The organism is Frankia sp. ACN1ag, assembly GCF_001414035.1.
Classification (GTDB): Bacteria; Actinomycetota; Actinomycetes; order Frankiales; family Frankiaceae; genus Frankia; species Frankia torreyi.
In genome coordinates, this window is sequence record NZ_LJPA01000002.1 from 1 (window position 1) to 15,065 (window position 15,065).

Annotated in this window: 10 protein-coding genes and 1 pseudogene; 7 read left to right on the plus strand and 4 right to left on the minus strand. The window is 73.2% G+C overall.

Annotated features, from left to right (window positions below; translation table 11 throughout):
- Positions 1–415 precede the first annotated feature (415 nt).
- Positions 416–781, plus strand: a complete 366-nt coding sequence (locus UK82_RS01495) for a type I restriction-modification system subunit M N-terminal domain-containing protein (RefSeq protein ID WP_055406091.1) — start codon at positions 416–418, stop codon at positions 779–781.
- Here the strand turns inward: UK82_RS01495 and UK82_RS34915 are convergent.
- On the minus strand, positions 715–1,987 hold a 1,273-nt coding region (locus UK82_RS34915), incomplete at its 5' end, for an ABC transporter ATP-binding protein (protein ID WP_396230433.1). The two genes, UK82_RS01495 and UK82_RS34915, sit on opposite strands and share 67 nt — an antisense overlap.
- Position 1,988: 1 nt before the next feature.
- Positions 1,989–2,691 (minus strand): annotated as a pseudogene (locus tag UK82_RS42210) (ABC transporter ATP-binding protein); the annotation flags it as partial.
- A 404-nt stretch (positions 2,692–3,095) separates the two neighbouring features.
- On the opposite strand from UK82_RS42210, the gene UK82_RS01505 reads away from it, so the two are divergent.
- Positions 3,096–5,792, plus strand: coding sequence for an ATP-binding domain-containing protein (locus UK82_RS01505; protein WP_055406093.1), 2,697 nt, complete (start codon positions 3,096–3,098; stop codon positions 5,790–5,792).
- A gap of 7 nt (positions 5,793–5,799) precedes the next feature.
- On the opposite strand, the gene UK82_RS01510 is transcribed toward UK82_RS01505, so the two are convergent.
- Positions 5,800–8,478 carry a bifunctional SulP family inorganic anion transporter/carbonic anhydrase gene (locus UK82_RS01510; RefSeq protein ID WP_052681043.1) on the minus strand — a complete coding sequence of 893 codons (2,679 nt, stop codon included), beginning with the start codon at positions 8,476–8,478 and terminating at the stop codon, positions 5,800–5,802.
- A 505-nt stretch (positions 8,479–8,983) separates the two neighbouring features.
- Here UK82_RS01510 and UK82_RS01515 point away from each other — a divergent pair.
- Entirely contained in the window at positions 8,984–10,831 is a 1,848-nt protein-coding gene (locus tag UK82_RS01515; protein ID WP_055406094.1) for a DUF2142 domain-containing protein, read from the plus strand.
- A 13-nt stretch (positions 10,832–10,844) separates the two neighbouring features.
- Positions 10,845–11,855, plus strand: a complete 1,011-nt coding sequence (locus UK82_RS01520; protein WP_044884856.1) for an aldo/keto reductase — start codon at positions 10,845–10,847, stop codon at positions 11,853–11,855.
- Between the two features lie 93 nt (positions 11,856–11,948).
- Here UK82_RS01520 and UK82_RS01525 read toward each other — a convergent pair whose 3' ends face one another.
- Complete coding sequence (locus UK82_RS01525; RefSeq protein ID WP_199865367.1) at positions 11,949–12,476, minus strand: DUF1003 domain-containing protein; 528 nt, start codon at positions 12,474–12,476, stop codon at positions 11,949–11,951.
- Positions 12,477–12,782: 306 nt separating this feature from the next.
- Here UK82_RS01525 and UK82_RS01530 point away from each other — a divergent pair, with 306 nt between their 5' ends.
- From UK82_RS01530 to UK82_RS01540, 3 genes are all read left to right on the plus strand, one after another.
- A complete protein-coding gene (locus UK82_RS01530; RefSeq protein ID WP_044884912.1) occupies positions 12,783–13,031 on the plus strand; it encodes a hypothetical protein in 249 nt (82 codons plus the stop codon).
- Positions 13,032–13,188: 157 nt separating this feature from the next.
- The gene (locus tag UK82_RS01535; protein WP_055406095.1) at positions 13,189–13,458 is read left to right on the plus strand and encodes a hypothetical protein; all 270 of its coding nucleotides are present in this window, start codon (positions 13,189–13,191) and stop codon (positions 13,456–13,458) included.
- Positions 13,459–13,485: 27 nt separating this feature from the next.
- Positions 13,486–15,054, plus strand: a complete 1,569-nt coding sequence (locus UK82_RS01540) for a hypothetical protein (protein ID WP_055406096.1) — start codon at positions 13,486–13,488, stop codon at positions 15,052–15,054.
- The last annotated feature ends 11 nt before the right edge of the window (positions 15,055–15,065 follow it).

Genomic DNA, 15,065 nt, shown 5'->3' on the forward strand with positions numbered 1-15,065 from the left:
ACCGACGCGTCAACGTCGGCCTGACTGAGACCTCAACCTCGATCACCGGGAAGGTACGCCCTCCCCAGCCGATCCACAGGTCTCAACCATTGCTCCGCGAGCACTCGTCAACGCCTGTGCGCACAGCGGTTGCAGCGCCAGCCAGGCAAGCGTCGACCGGGTGGATCATGGTTCTGCCGGTGCCCCGCCGCTGGCCTGGCCGGCGTGGTCTGCGCGTTCCGGCCACGCTCTGGACTGTCCGCCGCTGCGACAGGACCCGTCGACCGGTGTCTGGCGGCTGCTGGTCTCGCTCGGCATCGTCCCCGCTGCCCGCTGACGAAGGCCACGGGTGGATGGCATACCTTCGCGGACGGTCGCCATCCGGACTCGTCAGAGCCCCCTCTGTTCAGAAGTGATCAGCCAAAGGACATCGCGCGTGGTTCTGCTCACTCTCCCCCAGCTGGAGCCCCATCTCTTCGGTGCCGCCGACGTCCTTCGCGGGCGCATGACCGGCCCGGAGTACCGGGACTACATCTTCGGGATGCTCTTCCTCAAGCGCAGCTCGGACGAGTTCCAGGAGGAGTACGAACGCCGCTACCAGAAGCGCCTCGAAGACACCGGCTCCGCCGAGACAGCCAGGAAGCACGCCGAGCGCCACTCGACCTACCCGGATCACTTGTTTGTGCCGGCGAGGGCACGGTGGTGGGCAGGGCCGAAGTCTAAGCATCCGGCCCTCTACGAGACCCGGGGCGGTTCAGTGTCGACGTACTGGCTGGCCTGGAGGGTGAACAGTTCGCGGTAGATGCCGGGTCGGGACATCAGCTCGGCGTGATTGCCCTGGTCCGTGACGAGACCGCCGTCGAGGACGTAGATGCGGTCGGCGGTGCGGACGCTGGCGAGGCGGTGGGTGATGAGCAGGACGGTGCGGTCCCGGCCCAGCTCGCGGATGAGGGTGAACAGGGTCTGTTCGGCGCGGGCGTCGAGGGCGGCGGACGGCTCGTCGGCGATGAGGACCGGGGCGTCCCGGTAGACCGCCCGCGCGCAGGCGATCCGCTGCCACTGGCCCCCGGACAGGTCGTGGCCGGAGTTGTACTGGCGGGCCAGCGACGTGTCGTAGCCGTGCGGAAGCTTCTCGATCACCTCGTCGGCCTCGGTCGCGCGGGCCGCGGGGATGACGCTGTCCGGGCCGTCCGCGAGGAGCCGGCCGATCCGGCCGACGGCGATGTTGAGCCGGGCCGACATCGGCCACTGCGTGTAGTCCTGCGGGATCACGGAGATGCTCTCCCGGACGCTGTCCGGGTCGACGCCGGCGAGGTCGACGCCGTCCCAGCTCACCGTCCCGGTGTCCGGTTCGTACAGGCCGGCGAGGATCTTCGCCAGGGTCGACTTGCCGCTGCCGTTCACCCCGACGAAGGCGACGACCTCGCCGCGGCGCAGCTCGACGGTGACGCCGCGCAGGGCCGGGGTGTCGGTGCGCGGGTAGGTGTAGGCGACGTTCTCGGCCCGGACGACCGCCGGCCGCGGCGGCGCCGCATGGTCGCGCGGCTCGGGCACCAGCCCGCTGGCCTGCGCGATCCAGGCGCGATACTCATCGAAGTAGAGGAAGTTCTCGTACGCGGTGTTGAGGGTGGTCAGCGCCGAGGCGAGTGCGCTGCGGCCGGTGCGGATCGCGAGCACCGCGGTGCCGCCGGCGGCCAGTGGCATCACCCCGGCGTTGAGCAACAGGATCAGCGTCCCGTAGACGACGCCGAGGGCGAGCCCGGACACCGCCTCCCCGGTCAGCCGGTACCGCGCCTGTCCGCGGCCCACGCGGACCTGCTCGGCCTCCTGCTCGCGGGCAAGGATCGTGTACTCGTCGAGCAGGAAACGACCGAGCCCGAACGAGCGGATCTCCGCGGCACACTCCCGCGCGGTCATGTGGTACCGGAGCATGTACTGGCGCCGGACCTGGCGCAGCCGGCCCAGCCAGGAGGCGTGGGCGAGCCGAGCCGAGCGCATCGACGCCCAGNCGTCCGGCAGGATCGACAGCACCAGCAGGGGCAGCAGCACCGGGTGCAGCACGCCCAGCACACCTCCCGCGGCGGCGATATGGACGGCGGACGTCAGCATCTCGATCGCGTTGTCGACGAGCTGGCGCCCGCTGGCGGCGCCCCGCTCCGCGGCGTCAAGGTCGTCGACGAAGCGCGGATCGTCGAAGGCCATGATCGACGTGCGGGTGGACAGGTCGAGCAGCCGGACGTGGCAGACCCGGTCCACCCGGGGGCCCAGACGGACCCGCACCAGGTTGGTCGCCGCCGCCAGGCCGCTGCGCAGCGTTCCGGCGGCGACGACGAGGATGAGGGCGGGCAGGGCGTCGTGCAGCCGCTGCGGCGTCGGGCCGTCGCGCAGCACGGCGGTCAGCACGCCGGCGACCGCGAGCAGGCCGGCCGCCTCGATCACCCCGGCGAGCACCCGCAGGACGACCATGACGACGAGGCCGCGCCGATCGGCCTCCCAGGCCAGCGACCAGGCGAGCCGCAGCAGTCCGGGCAGCCGCCGGGCCATCGTGCGTACCCCGGTCTGCGCCATCGTCCGGTCGTGGCGCGCCCACGGCCGGACCCCGTCGTCGTCCTCCTTGCCGTAGGTGAGCACCGGATCGTGTTCGGCGGCGAGCGGCGCCGACGGTGCCTTCCGCTGGGTGGGAACCGGGCCGTTCTCGGAAGTGCGTTCCACATCCGCGAGGGTCGCCCTTCCCGCGCCCGCTCACCCCCGCTTTGGAGGGGATCGGCGTGTCTTCGCGTGGATCGGCGGCTGTTACGCCGAGCCGGCCCGCCTCCCGGTGCCGATACCCCGAACGGGCGGCACCGCCGAGCATTTCGCCGGTGCCGGATAATGAAGCGATGGACGGGCCGGACGAGCGGGCGCTGGACGCCTACGAGCGGCTGGCGGCCCGCTGCGCGCGAGCCTGAACACCGGCGCATGGCCACGAGAATCGACAGGCCATGGCTTTCGATCGCCCGCCGGGGCTGCCAGACCGGCACGATTGTGGAAGCCTGATACCGGCTGACTAGACTTCACCAGAGGCAGCCTATGAAATAGATTTATGCGCGCCTGACAATAGCAGGGATGGGGCCGGTTTGTCAACAGATGACATTGCATCCGAGCAGGCATACGTCTCTGCTCTCTACGATCGGCTCGACGGGATTCGCCGGCGCACCACGTCCCGGCTGCGGACGGTTCTCCGGCACTCCGAGAGCCTGCCCCGGGCCCGGTTCGAGCGGGACGCGGCCAGCGCCGAGTGCGCGGCGACGCTGGCCCGGATCACCGCCGCGGAGAACGGCCTGTGCTTCGGCCGGCTGGACCTCGACGGCGGCGAGCGGCGCTACGTCGGCCGGATGGGCATCTTCGACGAGGACGCGGACTACGAGCCCCTGCTGATCGACTGGCGCACCCCGGCCGCCCGGCCGTTCTACGTGGCGACCGGGGCCGCGCGGCTCGGCGTCCGGCGCCGGCGGCACATCACGACCCGCCGCCGGGAGGTGACCGGCCTCGACGACGACGTCTTCGAGCTGGCCGTCCGGGAGCCGAGTGCCACCGAGCTGGTCGGCGAGCCGGCGCTGTTCGCCACCCTCAACGCCGCGCGCACCGGCCGGATGAGCGACATCGTCGAGACCATCCAGGCCGAGCAGGACCGGATCATCCGCTCGGACCACCGCGGGATCCTCGTCGTGCAGGGCGGGCCGGGGACCGGCAAGACCGCGGTCGCCCTGCACCGCGCCGCCTACCTGCTCTACACCCACCGCGACCGGCTCGCCCGCAGCGGCGTGCTGGTCGTCGGGCCGCACCCGACGTTCCTGCGCTACATCGAGAACGTGCTGCCGTCGCTGGGCGAGACCAGCGTGGTCAGCGCGACGGTCGAGGCGCTCTACCCGGGAGTGCGGGCCGACCGACCGGAGGAGCCTGCGCTGGCCGAGCTCAAGGGCCGGGCGGTGCTGGCCGACGTCCTCGCCGCAGCCGTCCGCGACCGACAGCGGCTGCCCCGCGGGCAGACGCTGGAGATCCACACCGAGGAACGCCTGCTGCTGCTCGAGCGCAGCACCTGTGCCCGGGCCCGCGCGCTCGCCCGGGAATCCGGTGAGCTGCACAACCAGGCCCGGACCATCTTCGTGCGGGCCGTGATCGAGGCGCTGGCCCGCCAGGTCGCCGACGGCTACGCCGCCGAGACGATCACCGCGCAGGTGCTGGAGGCGGACCCGGAGGCGCTCGACCTGCTGGCCCCGGCCGGCTTCGGCGGCACCAGCCTGCTCGACGACGAGGACCTGGCCCAGTTGCGCCGGGAGCTGCGCGCCGATCCGGCCGTGCGGGCGGCGCTGGACGAGCTGTGGCCGGTGCTGAGCCCCGAGCAGCTCGTCGCCGAGCTGTACGCGGACCCCGGCACGCTGGCGTCCGCGGCGCCGGAGTTGACCGCCGCCGAACGCCGCCTGCTGCACCGGCCGCTCGCCGAGGACGGCACCGACCCGGACGACGCCTGGCTGCGCGACCTGCGCGACGCCACCGCCGGCGCCGCGGCGTCGACGGGCCCCGGCGCGGACGGCACGACCGGCGCTGACCCCGGCGCGGACGGCGGACCCGCGGCCGGCACCGGCACCGGCACCGGCACCGGCACCGGCACCGAGAGTGTCAGCGGCGATGTCAGCGGCGACGGCGGTGAGCCCGGCCCCGGCGAGGGGCCGCGACCGGCCGGCGGTTGGACGGCGGCGGACATCCCGCTGCTCGACGAGGCGGCGGAGCTGCTCGGTGAGGACGACCGCGCGGCCCGCGCCGCGGCGCTGCGCGACCGGCTGGCCCGGGTGGCCTACGCCCAGGGCGTGCTCGACATCATCTCCCGCGACGTCGAGGACGACCCCGAGATCATGATGGCGACCGACCTGATCGACGCGTCCCGGCTCGCCGACCGGCACGAGGACGCCGACCTGCGGACGATCGCCGAGCGGGCGCTGGCGGACCGGACGTGGACGTTCGGTCACGTCGTCGTCGACGAGGCGCAGGAGCTGTCGCAGATGGCGTGGCGGATGGTGATGCGCCGCTGCCCGACCCGGTCGATGACGATCGTCGGGGACATTGCCCAGACCGGCGACCCGGCCGGCACGACGTCGTGGGAACGGGTCCTCGCCCCCTACACGGCGTCGGGCCCACGTCCGCGGCAGGAGTCGCTGACGGTGAACTACCGGACTCCCGCGGAGATCATGGCGGTGGCCGCCGACGTGCTCGCGACGCTGCGACCGCCGCAGCAGCCGCCGCGGTCGGTGCGCGCGCTCGGCCTCGAGCCCTGGCGGCTGCGGGTCAGCGAGGGTGAACTCGGCCCGGTACTCGCCCGGACGGTCCTGGCCGAGTTGGACCGGCTGACCGCCGGCCAGCTTGCCGTGCTGGTGCCGGCGGGGCGGCTCGCCGAGCTGACCGCCGCGGTGCGGGCGGCCGTGCCGGACGCCGAGACCGGCGGCGGCGCCCGGTTGTCCGCGCCGGTCGTCGTGCTCGGGATCCGGGAGGCCAAGGGGCTGGAGTTCGACACGGTGCTCGTCGTGGATCCGGACCGGATCCACGCCGAGTCCCCGCGCGGCGCGCACGACCTCTACGTCGCGCTGACCCGGGCGACGCGGTCCCTCGGCGTCCTGCACACCAGCGAGGTGCCGGCGATGCTTGACCGCCTGTCCGCGGCTGGGCCGCCGCCGGACCTGCCGTCACCGGGGCTCGCGACACCGGAGCTGGCGACACCGGAGCGGCGTGCGTCCACGTCCCCGACGGCGGTCCCGGGCCGCGGGGACGTGGACGCCTGAGCGCCGGCTATCCCGTCGGAGCCGACCTGCGCCCGCGGCGAGCGCCCGACGCGGCCGGTGACGCCTGCTCGACGGCGGCGGTGTCCTGGCCGTCGAGTGCTGTCATTCCGCGTGCCGGCGTGTCCCAGCGCCGACCCGGGCCCTGGTCGGCGGGTGCCTTGGCCCGGGCATCCGCCGGGTCGACGAAGCGTCCGGTCTCCTCGTCGAGGACCGAGATCTGTGCGGCGCCGATGTCGAAGTACATGCCGACGAGCTCGAGCGTGCCGTCCTCGAGGGCCCGGCGCACGGCCGGATGCTCGCGCAGGTTGTCGAGCTGCTGCGCGACGTTGGCCCGGCCGAGGCGCTCGACCGGCGCGAGGTCCTCCGTCCCCGCCGGGGGCGTGCGGGTCAGCGACGCGGCGGCGTGGGACAGCCAGCCGGCGAGCGCCGACTCCGGCTGACCGTGCAGCGCGCCGGTCAGCAGCGCGTTCATGGCGCCACAGCCGGAGTGGCCGCAGACGACGATCGCGGGTACCCGCAGCACGTCGACGGCGTAGTCGAGCGCGGCCGTGACGGACAGGTCGCCGGATACCGGCAGGCCGAAGCGGAGCCCCGAGGCGGCACCGGGTGGCAGTTCCACCCCGGGCGCGATGCTCACGCCGGCGGCCATGCCGACGCCCGAGGCCATGCCGACGCCGGTGCCGGTCGGGCTGGCTGAGGCGAGTCGGCCCAGGTCGCGGGCGAGGGGCCGGCCAAGCGGCGGACGGTGACTCGCGTGCCGCGGAACGATGTTGCCGACGTTGCGGACGGTGAACAGGTCGCCGGGCCCGCTGCTGGTGATGATGTTGGGGACGATGCGCGAGTCGGCGCAGGTGAGGAACAGCGCGGAGGGCTGCTGTCCTTCGGCGAGGCCGTCGAAGGTGCCGCGCAGCAGCGGCGCGGCGCGGCGGTGGAACTCGTTGACGCCGACGAGCATCGTGCCGACGTGGTCGACCTGGACCGCCGCGGACGGCGCGTGGTCGGCCGTCCCGGCCTCCTGGTGGTCGATCTCGTCCAGCTCCTGCCACTGCGACCAGGGGGCGAACCAGCGCGGCAGGTTCGGCGTCACCGAACGGCGCCGTTCGGTGTGGTCGGACCGACGGAACCAGACCTGGCCGATCTCGTCGATGCTGACCACTCCGCCGGACGCCTCGTGGTTGGCGCACCAGCCGCGCAGGTGCTCGAAGGCGGCGTGGTCGAGGTAGTCGACGATGAGCTCGATCGAGACGGGTGCGCCGAGCGGGATCCGGCCAAGGACGCGGGCCAGGCGCGGCAGCGACAGGAAGCTCAGCGTCCCCTCGACCTCCACCTGCCACAGCTCGCCGGAGCGCACCAGGCGGACGCTCGACCACAGGACCCGACGCAGGACCAGCCCCAGCGCGGTGACCAGCCCGAGCGCGACACCCTGCAGCAGGTCCAGCGAGACGACGCCGACCAGCGTCACCAGGTAGACGGGCAGCTCGCCGTGCCGGCGGACATGGCGCAGGTGGGCCACGTCGACCAGGCGCAGCCCGACGACGACGAGCAGGCCGGCCAGGGCCGCCAGCGGAATCCACTCCACGGCGAACCCGAGGAACAGCGCGAACGCCAGCACCCAGAGGCCGTGCAGGATCGCCGAGGCGCGGGTGCGCCCGCCGGAGATGACATTGGTCGAGCTGCGCACGATGACGCCGGTGATCGGCAGACCGCCGATGAGGCCGGAGACGAGGTTGGCCGTGCCCTGGCCCAGCAGCTCGCGGTCCAGGTCGGCCCGCGGCCCCCGCCAGCCCTTCGAGGTCGCGAGCTGGTCGACGGCGACGGCGGACAGCAGCGACTCCACGCTGGCGACGATCGCCACGGTGAAGATCCCCAGCGCGATGCCGGACCAGTCGCCGTGGGGGAACTCGGGCAGGGCTATCGAGTCGAACAGGGAGGCGGGCAGCTCGACGCGTGGGACGTCGAAGCCGACGGCGGCGGCGAACGCGGTGCCCACGACGACGGCGACGAGGTAGGCCGGGATGCGGCGGAGGGCACCCGGGACGGCCTGCGGCAGCCGCGGCCAGAGCAGGATCGTCGCGATCGTGACCAGGCCGACGACGGTCGCCGGGCCGTGCGGGCTCATGATCGCCTCGGGTATCGCCCGGATGTTCTCCAGGGCGTGACTGTCGGCCTTCCCGCCGAGCACGACGTGGATCTGGCCGAGGACGATGGTGAGGCCGATGCCGCCGAGCATGCCGTGGACGATGGCGGGTGAGACGGCGAGGGAGGCCCGGGCGACGCGGCACAGGCCAAGCAGGATCTGCAGCAGGCCGGCGGCCGCGGTGATCATGCAGGTGACCCGCCACCCGTAGGTGTTGACGAGATCGGCGACGATCACGGTCAGACCCGCGGCGGGCCCACTGACCTGCAACGGGGCGCCACCGAGGGCCCCCGCGACGATGCCGCCGACCACCGCGGCGAGCAGGCCGGCCGCGACCGGGGCACCGGAGGCGACGGCGATGCCCAGCGACAGCGGCAGGGCGACGACGAAGACGACGAGGGAGGCCTGCAGGTCGGGACGCCACCCCTCCCGGCGGGCCGCCTCCCGCCGCGACCGGCGCGAGCCGCGCGGCGGGGTCTTCCGGCTCGCCTCGACCGGCGGCGAGTGGCTGTGCCGCGACGGCGACGGCGGGGTGACCGGTGGGGTCATGTCCAAACTCCTCGAGGATCGGCGCAATGAAGGGGGTCACCCAAACGGGCGGCCCGAGGGTGGCGTCGTAGCCGATGGTTCTCGTCCTGGTCACTACCAGCAGTCAGCGGTGCACGACGCCCACCTGGTCTACCGCGGATGGTGACGGGGTTTGCACTGAACCCAACGATCCGGACGGCGGACGAGTTTCTTTCTGTGATGGTCCACCCAGTCGCGCGTAACCATTGGACAGCAACGCCCGGCGCTGTCCCAGGGATCGGGCGGACCGCCGCCATAGGACATCAGGTATATATTTCCCAAGTAGGAACGTATGGGACATATATGACAGAAGGCTATAGAAGTCGCCGCCCTCGGCGGGTTCGCGCCGCCCGAAATGGGCGGGTCCGGGTCCCCACCTGGCGACCGATCCGTCGCTGTCGCCCATACTTGTCGTGACATGGGGTGAGAATTTCGCCCCGGACGGCAGTCTGCGCGCCCGCCGGGGCGCGGGCGGGGGACGTCGCGCATGCATCGTCGTGGCCGGCTCGCCCGGCTCCTGCTCGTGGCGGGGTTCGGCCTGCTGCTCGCGGCGTGGGTCGGCAGCAACGCGCCGGGCTTCGGGCCGGACGAGCCGGCGAACTTCGTCAAGGAGGTCGGCGCCGGCACCGGCCAGTGGTCGGGCACGCCCGGGCGGCTCGCGCATCCGGCGTTCGGGGCGCAGCCCGGGGCCCCGGAGCGCATCGACTGGATCAACCGCAACAGCCGGGTCTTCCGACTGCCGGCCGGGCTCGACCCGGGCCGGGCCGGTTTCCCCTGCAACCTGTTCCGCAACTGGCTGTCGGTGAGCTGCCTGGACCGGCCGCACCCCCGCCCACCGGCGACGCGAGCCCTGAGCTATGTCGGGACCTACGAGCCGTATGTCTACGCCGTCCCGGGCGCGGCGATGGCGCACACCGACACGGCGCTCGGCGCGCTCTACACCGGGCGGGCGGTCACCGCCGCCCTCGTGGCCGGGCTGCTCGCCGTCGCGGTCGCCGCGGCGTGGAGCGGGCCGGCCGGCCCGCTCTCGGTCGCCGGGGTGCTGCTGGCCGCGTCGCCCATGGTGCTGTTCATGGGCTCCGTGCTCGGCACCAACGGCATCGAGATCGCGGCCTGCACCGCGCTGTTCGCGCTGGTGCTGCGGATGGGCCGCGCGACGGGTCCGCCCCGCTGGGCCTGGCCGGCGGTGGGCGTCGTCGGCGCACTGCTGGCGCTGTCGCGACCCACCGGACCCGCCTGGGTGCTGCTCGCCCCGCTCGTCGGCCTGGTGCTCGCCCAGCGGCGCGCGGGCCGGTGGCGGAGCGCGGACCGGTGGCGGAGCGCGACCCGGTGGCGGCGGGCGTGGCCGGTGCTCTGGCTGGGGCTGGCTGCCGGCGGCGTCGTGGCGACGGCGCTGTGGGAACGGGCCGTGCAGCCGCATCCGGGGATCCGCCGGGCGCTGGTCGTCGAGGGGCTGCATCGCCTGCCCCACGACGCCGACGCCTGGGTGCGGCAGTGGGTCGGCGTGTTCGGCTGGGCGAGCCTGCCGATGCCCACGTACGCGTACCGGATCTGGTGGCTCGCCGTCGTCGTCCTCGCCCTGGTGGCGCTGGCCACCGGTCCGTGGCGGGCCCGGCTGGGGTTCGTGGCCGTGCTCGTCGGCGCCGCGGTGGTGGCCGTCGGCCTCGACGTCGTGGTGCTGCGCCAGACCCGCTTCCCGGTGTATGGGCGTTACCTGCTGCCCCTCGCGGTGTTGCTGCCGCTCGCCGCCGGGGAGATCGTCACCCGGCAGGCGGCCCGGCTGCCGGGCGCGGTCCGCCGGCTGATCCAGGTCGCGGTGCCGCTGGCGGTCGCCGCGGTCCACCTCGTCGGGCTGTGGGCGAACGCCCGCCGTTACGCCGTCGGCACGGGCGGACCCGTCTGGTTCCTCGGCCGGTCGCAGTGGAACCCCCCGGGCGGCTGGTCGCCGTGGTTCGCGCTCGCCGCGGCCGGAACCCTCTGTCTGGTCGCATTCGCCCTGACCGGCCTGCGCGCGACCCCGGCCACGCCCGGGGCGCAGACCGCCGGCGGGCCCGACACCGGCGACCTCACCGCCTACCCGACCGAGACCGGCGACGGCCACACAAGCGACGACTACGCAAGCGACGACGGCTACGCAAGCGACGACGGCTACGCAAGTGACGACGACTATTCGACCAACGACGGCTACGCAGGCGACGACCACCGAGCCTCCCGTCACGAGGACGCGGCCCGAAGGGCATCCGGTGCGGAGGTGGCGGGCACCACCGGCCGAACTGCCCCGGGGAAACCGACCGACCCCGGCAGGCACCGAGCCTTCCCGACGGGCGACGACTGAAAGCAGGATCGACGTGGACTACCGGACGATGGGCCGGTCCGGCCTCAAGGTCTCCCAGGCGTGCCTCGGCGCGATGAACTTCGGCGCGGTCGGCCTCGCGTCCTGCGACGAGACCGAGGCCACCCGGATCATCAATGCCTTCCTGGACGCCGGGCACAATTTCATCGACACCGCCGACATCTACAGCGGCGGGCAGTCGGAGCAGATCGTCGGACGCGCCATCGCCGCCCGCCGTGACGAGGTCGTCCTCGCCACCAAGGGACACATGCCCGCCGGCCCCGGCCCGAACGGCCGCGGCTCGTCCCGGGTGCACCTGACCCGCGCCCTGGACGCGAGCCTGAGCCGGCTCGGCACCGACTACGTCGACCTGTACCAGGTGCACCAGCCGGACGACGAGACGCCCATCGAGGAGACGATGGCGACCCTGGACGGATTCGTCCGCGCCGGCAAGGTGCGCTACCTCGGCTGCTCGAACTACAGCGCCAGCCGGATCGTCGAGGCGCAGTGGGCGGCCGAACGCATTCACGGAACGGCGTTCGTGAGCCTTCAGCCGCAGTACTCCCTCGTCGCGCGCGGCATCGAGGCCGAGGTCCTGCCCGTCTGCGCCCGCCACGGCGTGGGCACCCTGATCTACAGTCCCCTGGCCGGCGGGATCCTCGCCGGGCGCTATCGCCGCGGCGCAGATCCGGACGCCGACACCCGCGTCGCCCGCCTGCGCGCGTGGGGCGCCCCGGCCGCCCGGCGTTTCGCCGATGGGATCGTCACCGAGCGCGGGCTGGGCATCGCCGAGGCGGTGGCCGTGGTCGCCGCCGAGCTCGACACGACGCCCGCGGCGGTGGCGCTCGCCTGGGCCGCCGCCCGTCCCGGCGTCACATCGGTCATCATCGGACCGCGCACCTTCGCACAGTACGAACAGAATCTCGCCGGATTCGACCTTGCCCTGCCCGAGGAGCACGCCGCCCGCCTCGAGGAGATCTCCGGTCCCGCGCCGGGCCCGCTGGACGGCCGCGACGCCGACCGCTGAAACGCCCGGCCAACCGGCCGCACCGCCGGCCGCATCGCCGGCGTGGTCGCCGCCTGGCAGATCGGCGACGGTGGGCGGCGGCCGGACGTCGGCTCAGAGATGGCCGGCGTCCGTCGGCTCGGGGTGACCGGTGCTGAGCTCGGTGCGAGCGTGCGCGAGGGTCTCCTGGACGTGCCGTTCGATCTCGGCGGGGTCCAGGCCGAGGGCTCGGCCGATGTGCACGGACCAGATCTCGGCGCGCAGGTTGGTCTCGAAGTCCAGATCGGCGCGCAGGTTCTGCCGGGTGGCCTCCCGGTTCTGGCTGACCATGACGAACGTCGACAGGAAGATCGCCTCCAAGCTGACGATCATCGTGAGGAGGCCGAACGGGTAGCGGTCGAACACCGCGCCGTCACCGAACACGCCCTCGTTGAGCAGGATCCAGCCGGTGAACCAGACGGCGTGCAGGTACACGAAGGGCAGCGATCCGGCGAACGCCGTGATCAGGTCCGCCGCGCGGTCCTGGGGGGAGCTCATCCGGGTGAAGACGACCCGCTCGTTGCGGATGCGGGCGCGGGAACGGGAACGGCCGGCAGCGCCAGGGTGTCGGTGCTGGTCGTGAGCGTCGGCGGGGGAACTCATGGCCTCCATGCTGATGTCCGACCGGCCGGACACCGCCCCCGGCCCCGCGGCGGCGGCCGGGGGCCGGGGGGCGCCCGGCCTCCCGCCGCGGGGCCCGCCCGGGCACCGACGCCGACCCGTGACCGGGCGACATCGCCAGGTTGCGGAAGGTAATGATCACTCCTACAGTTCAGAGGTGCCGATCGGCCGAGGCGGATATCGACCTCTGTATTCGGCCGACCTTTTCGCCCGGCGCGGTCCGGAGCCGGCCGGTGCATCGATCCGCGCGCGCGTCGCGCACCCGAGCGATCCGAACGGAGCCAGATGATGAGCACCGGCAGCGGACTGAACGCCGCCGACCTGGCCCGGGAACAGGCGGAGCTGCTACCCGACCGCCTCACCCTCGCCGCCGTCGAGATCAACCGCAACGAGTTCGATCCGAGCAACTACCCGGTCAATTCGCCGGGCAGCAACAACTCCTACATCGAGAACCACAGCGAACCCCAAATCGCCTACAGCAGCGGATCGGTCGTCGAGTCCATCGTCAACAGTTGGAGCCAGGTCAACCAGTGGTGACACTGTCCACCGACGCGCGTGCCGGCCACAGTGCAATTGAACCGTACGCAGATGACCGCGTGACACGCCCGGCTGAAATCCCCGCCGCCAGGTTCTCGTGCGGCTAGCGTGCCACCCGTCCGAGCAGTCATAAAGACTGGATCACGACGGGGGAAGAATGCGCTATAATTCACCTGATGGGCTCGGCGTGGAACACCCGGAGTTCATCCTGGAGAAGGCGGAGCTGCTACCCGAAAGACTGACTCTGGCGGCCCTGGAGATCGGCCGCCGGGAATTCGATCCCACCTTTTTCCCGGTCAACTCGCCCTGGTCGAACATGGCCCACATCGACGCGCACGGCGAACCACAGATCCTCGGCGGGATCCTGCCGATCCTCATCTCGCTGGTACCCAGCATCAACATCATCTTCCAGTTCGACAAATCCTGACCAACCTGCGACGACGGACGGCCGAGAATGACCGAGATCCGCCCGCTGTCCACGCCCGGCACGGTGCCCGCCCGACCGTGCCGGGCGGACGGCCTGGCCCTGCTCGGCGAGTTCGCCGGCTCCGGCCTGGACCGACCGGTCCAGCTCGCCCGCCGCGGCGACGGCCAGGTCGTCGCGCTCACCGAGCTGCTCGCACACATCCTGGCGGCGGCCGACGGCACCCGCGACATCGAGGCGATCGCCGGCCGGGTGGCCGCGCGCGACGGGCGAACGGTCAGCGGGGCCGACGTCCGCTACCTGATCGCCGACCGGCTGATGCCGCTGGGCCTCATCGCCGCCGCGGCCGGTGCCACCCCGATGCCCCGGGCGGCGGCGATGTTCACCCTCGCCGGACGGCGGACCCTGCTGCCCGCGCCGGTGGTGACCCGGTTGGGCGGGGTCCTCGCCGTGCTGTTCCGGCCGCCGGTCGTCGCCGGACTGCTCACCCTGCTGGTGGCGGCGGACGGCTGGATGCTGCGCCGGCACAGCGTCGCCGACAGCGCGGCCACGGTGCTGGCCACCCCGACGCTGATGCTGGCCGTCGTCGGGCTGACCCTGGCCGGCGCCCTGGTCCACGAGTGTGGGCACGCCGCCGCCTGCCGCTACGGCGGCGCCCGGCCCGGGGTGATCGGCTTCGGCATGTACCTGGTGTGGCCGGCGTTCTTCACCGATGTCACGGACTCCTACCGGCTCTCCCGGCGTGGCCGCCTGCGCACCGACCTCGGCGGCATCTACTTCAACGGGCTGTACGCGCTGATGCTGTGCGGCGCGCTCGCGGTCAGCCACGCCGAGGTCCTGGTGACCGCGATCGTGCTCGCCCACCTCGACGCCGCCCGCCAGCTCGCGCCGTTCGTCCGACTGGACGGCTACTACATCATGGGCGACCTCGCCGGCGTCCCCGACCTGTTCAGCCGGATGATCCCGGCGCTGCGCTCCGCCCGGCCCGCCCGGCGCCGGCCGCCGTCCTCCGGAGAGCCGGCCGGCGGCAGCGCCACCCCGGCGGGCGGTGCCAGCGGTGCCGGGCAGGCCGGCGGCGCGGGGTCTGCCGGACCGGGCGGCGGTGCGCGGTTGACCGGCCTGACCCGGCGCGCTCGGCTGGTGGTGACCGCCTGGGCGCTGCTGGCCGCGCCCGCGATTCTGGTCAACCTGGTGCTGCTGCTCGTGTCGGTGCCGTTCGTCGTGCCCCGCACCGCGCGTGCCGTCTGGGCGCAGCTCGCGCCGGCGGGTTCGGCACTCGGTGACGGGCAGGTGCTGACCGCCGTCGCCGACGCCGCAGCCGCCGTCGTCCTGGCGCTGCCGGCCGCCGGCATGCTGTTCGTGCTGTTCCTGCTCGGCCGGGCGGTGGCCCGCGGCCTCGCCGCGCACCACCACCGTGGCCGCGATCGCCGGCCCCGCAGGGTCAGGCGTCGCGGCGTTGCAGGCAGCGACAGGCGGCACCGAGAAACAAGGCCAGCCACGCCGCGACCACGGGCACGGCGACACCGGGCGACAGAAAGCCGGCGTCGTCCGACCCGGTCAGGGAGAGGCTGTCGCTCGCCGGGCCCGGCAGATAGCTGAGCACGTGTGCC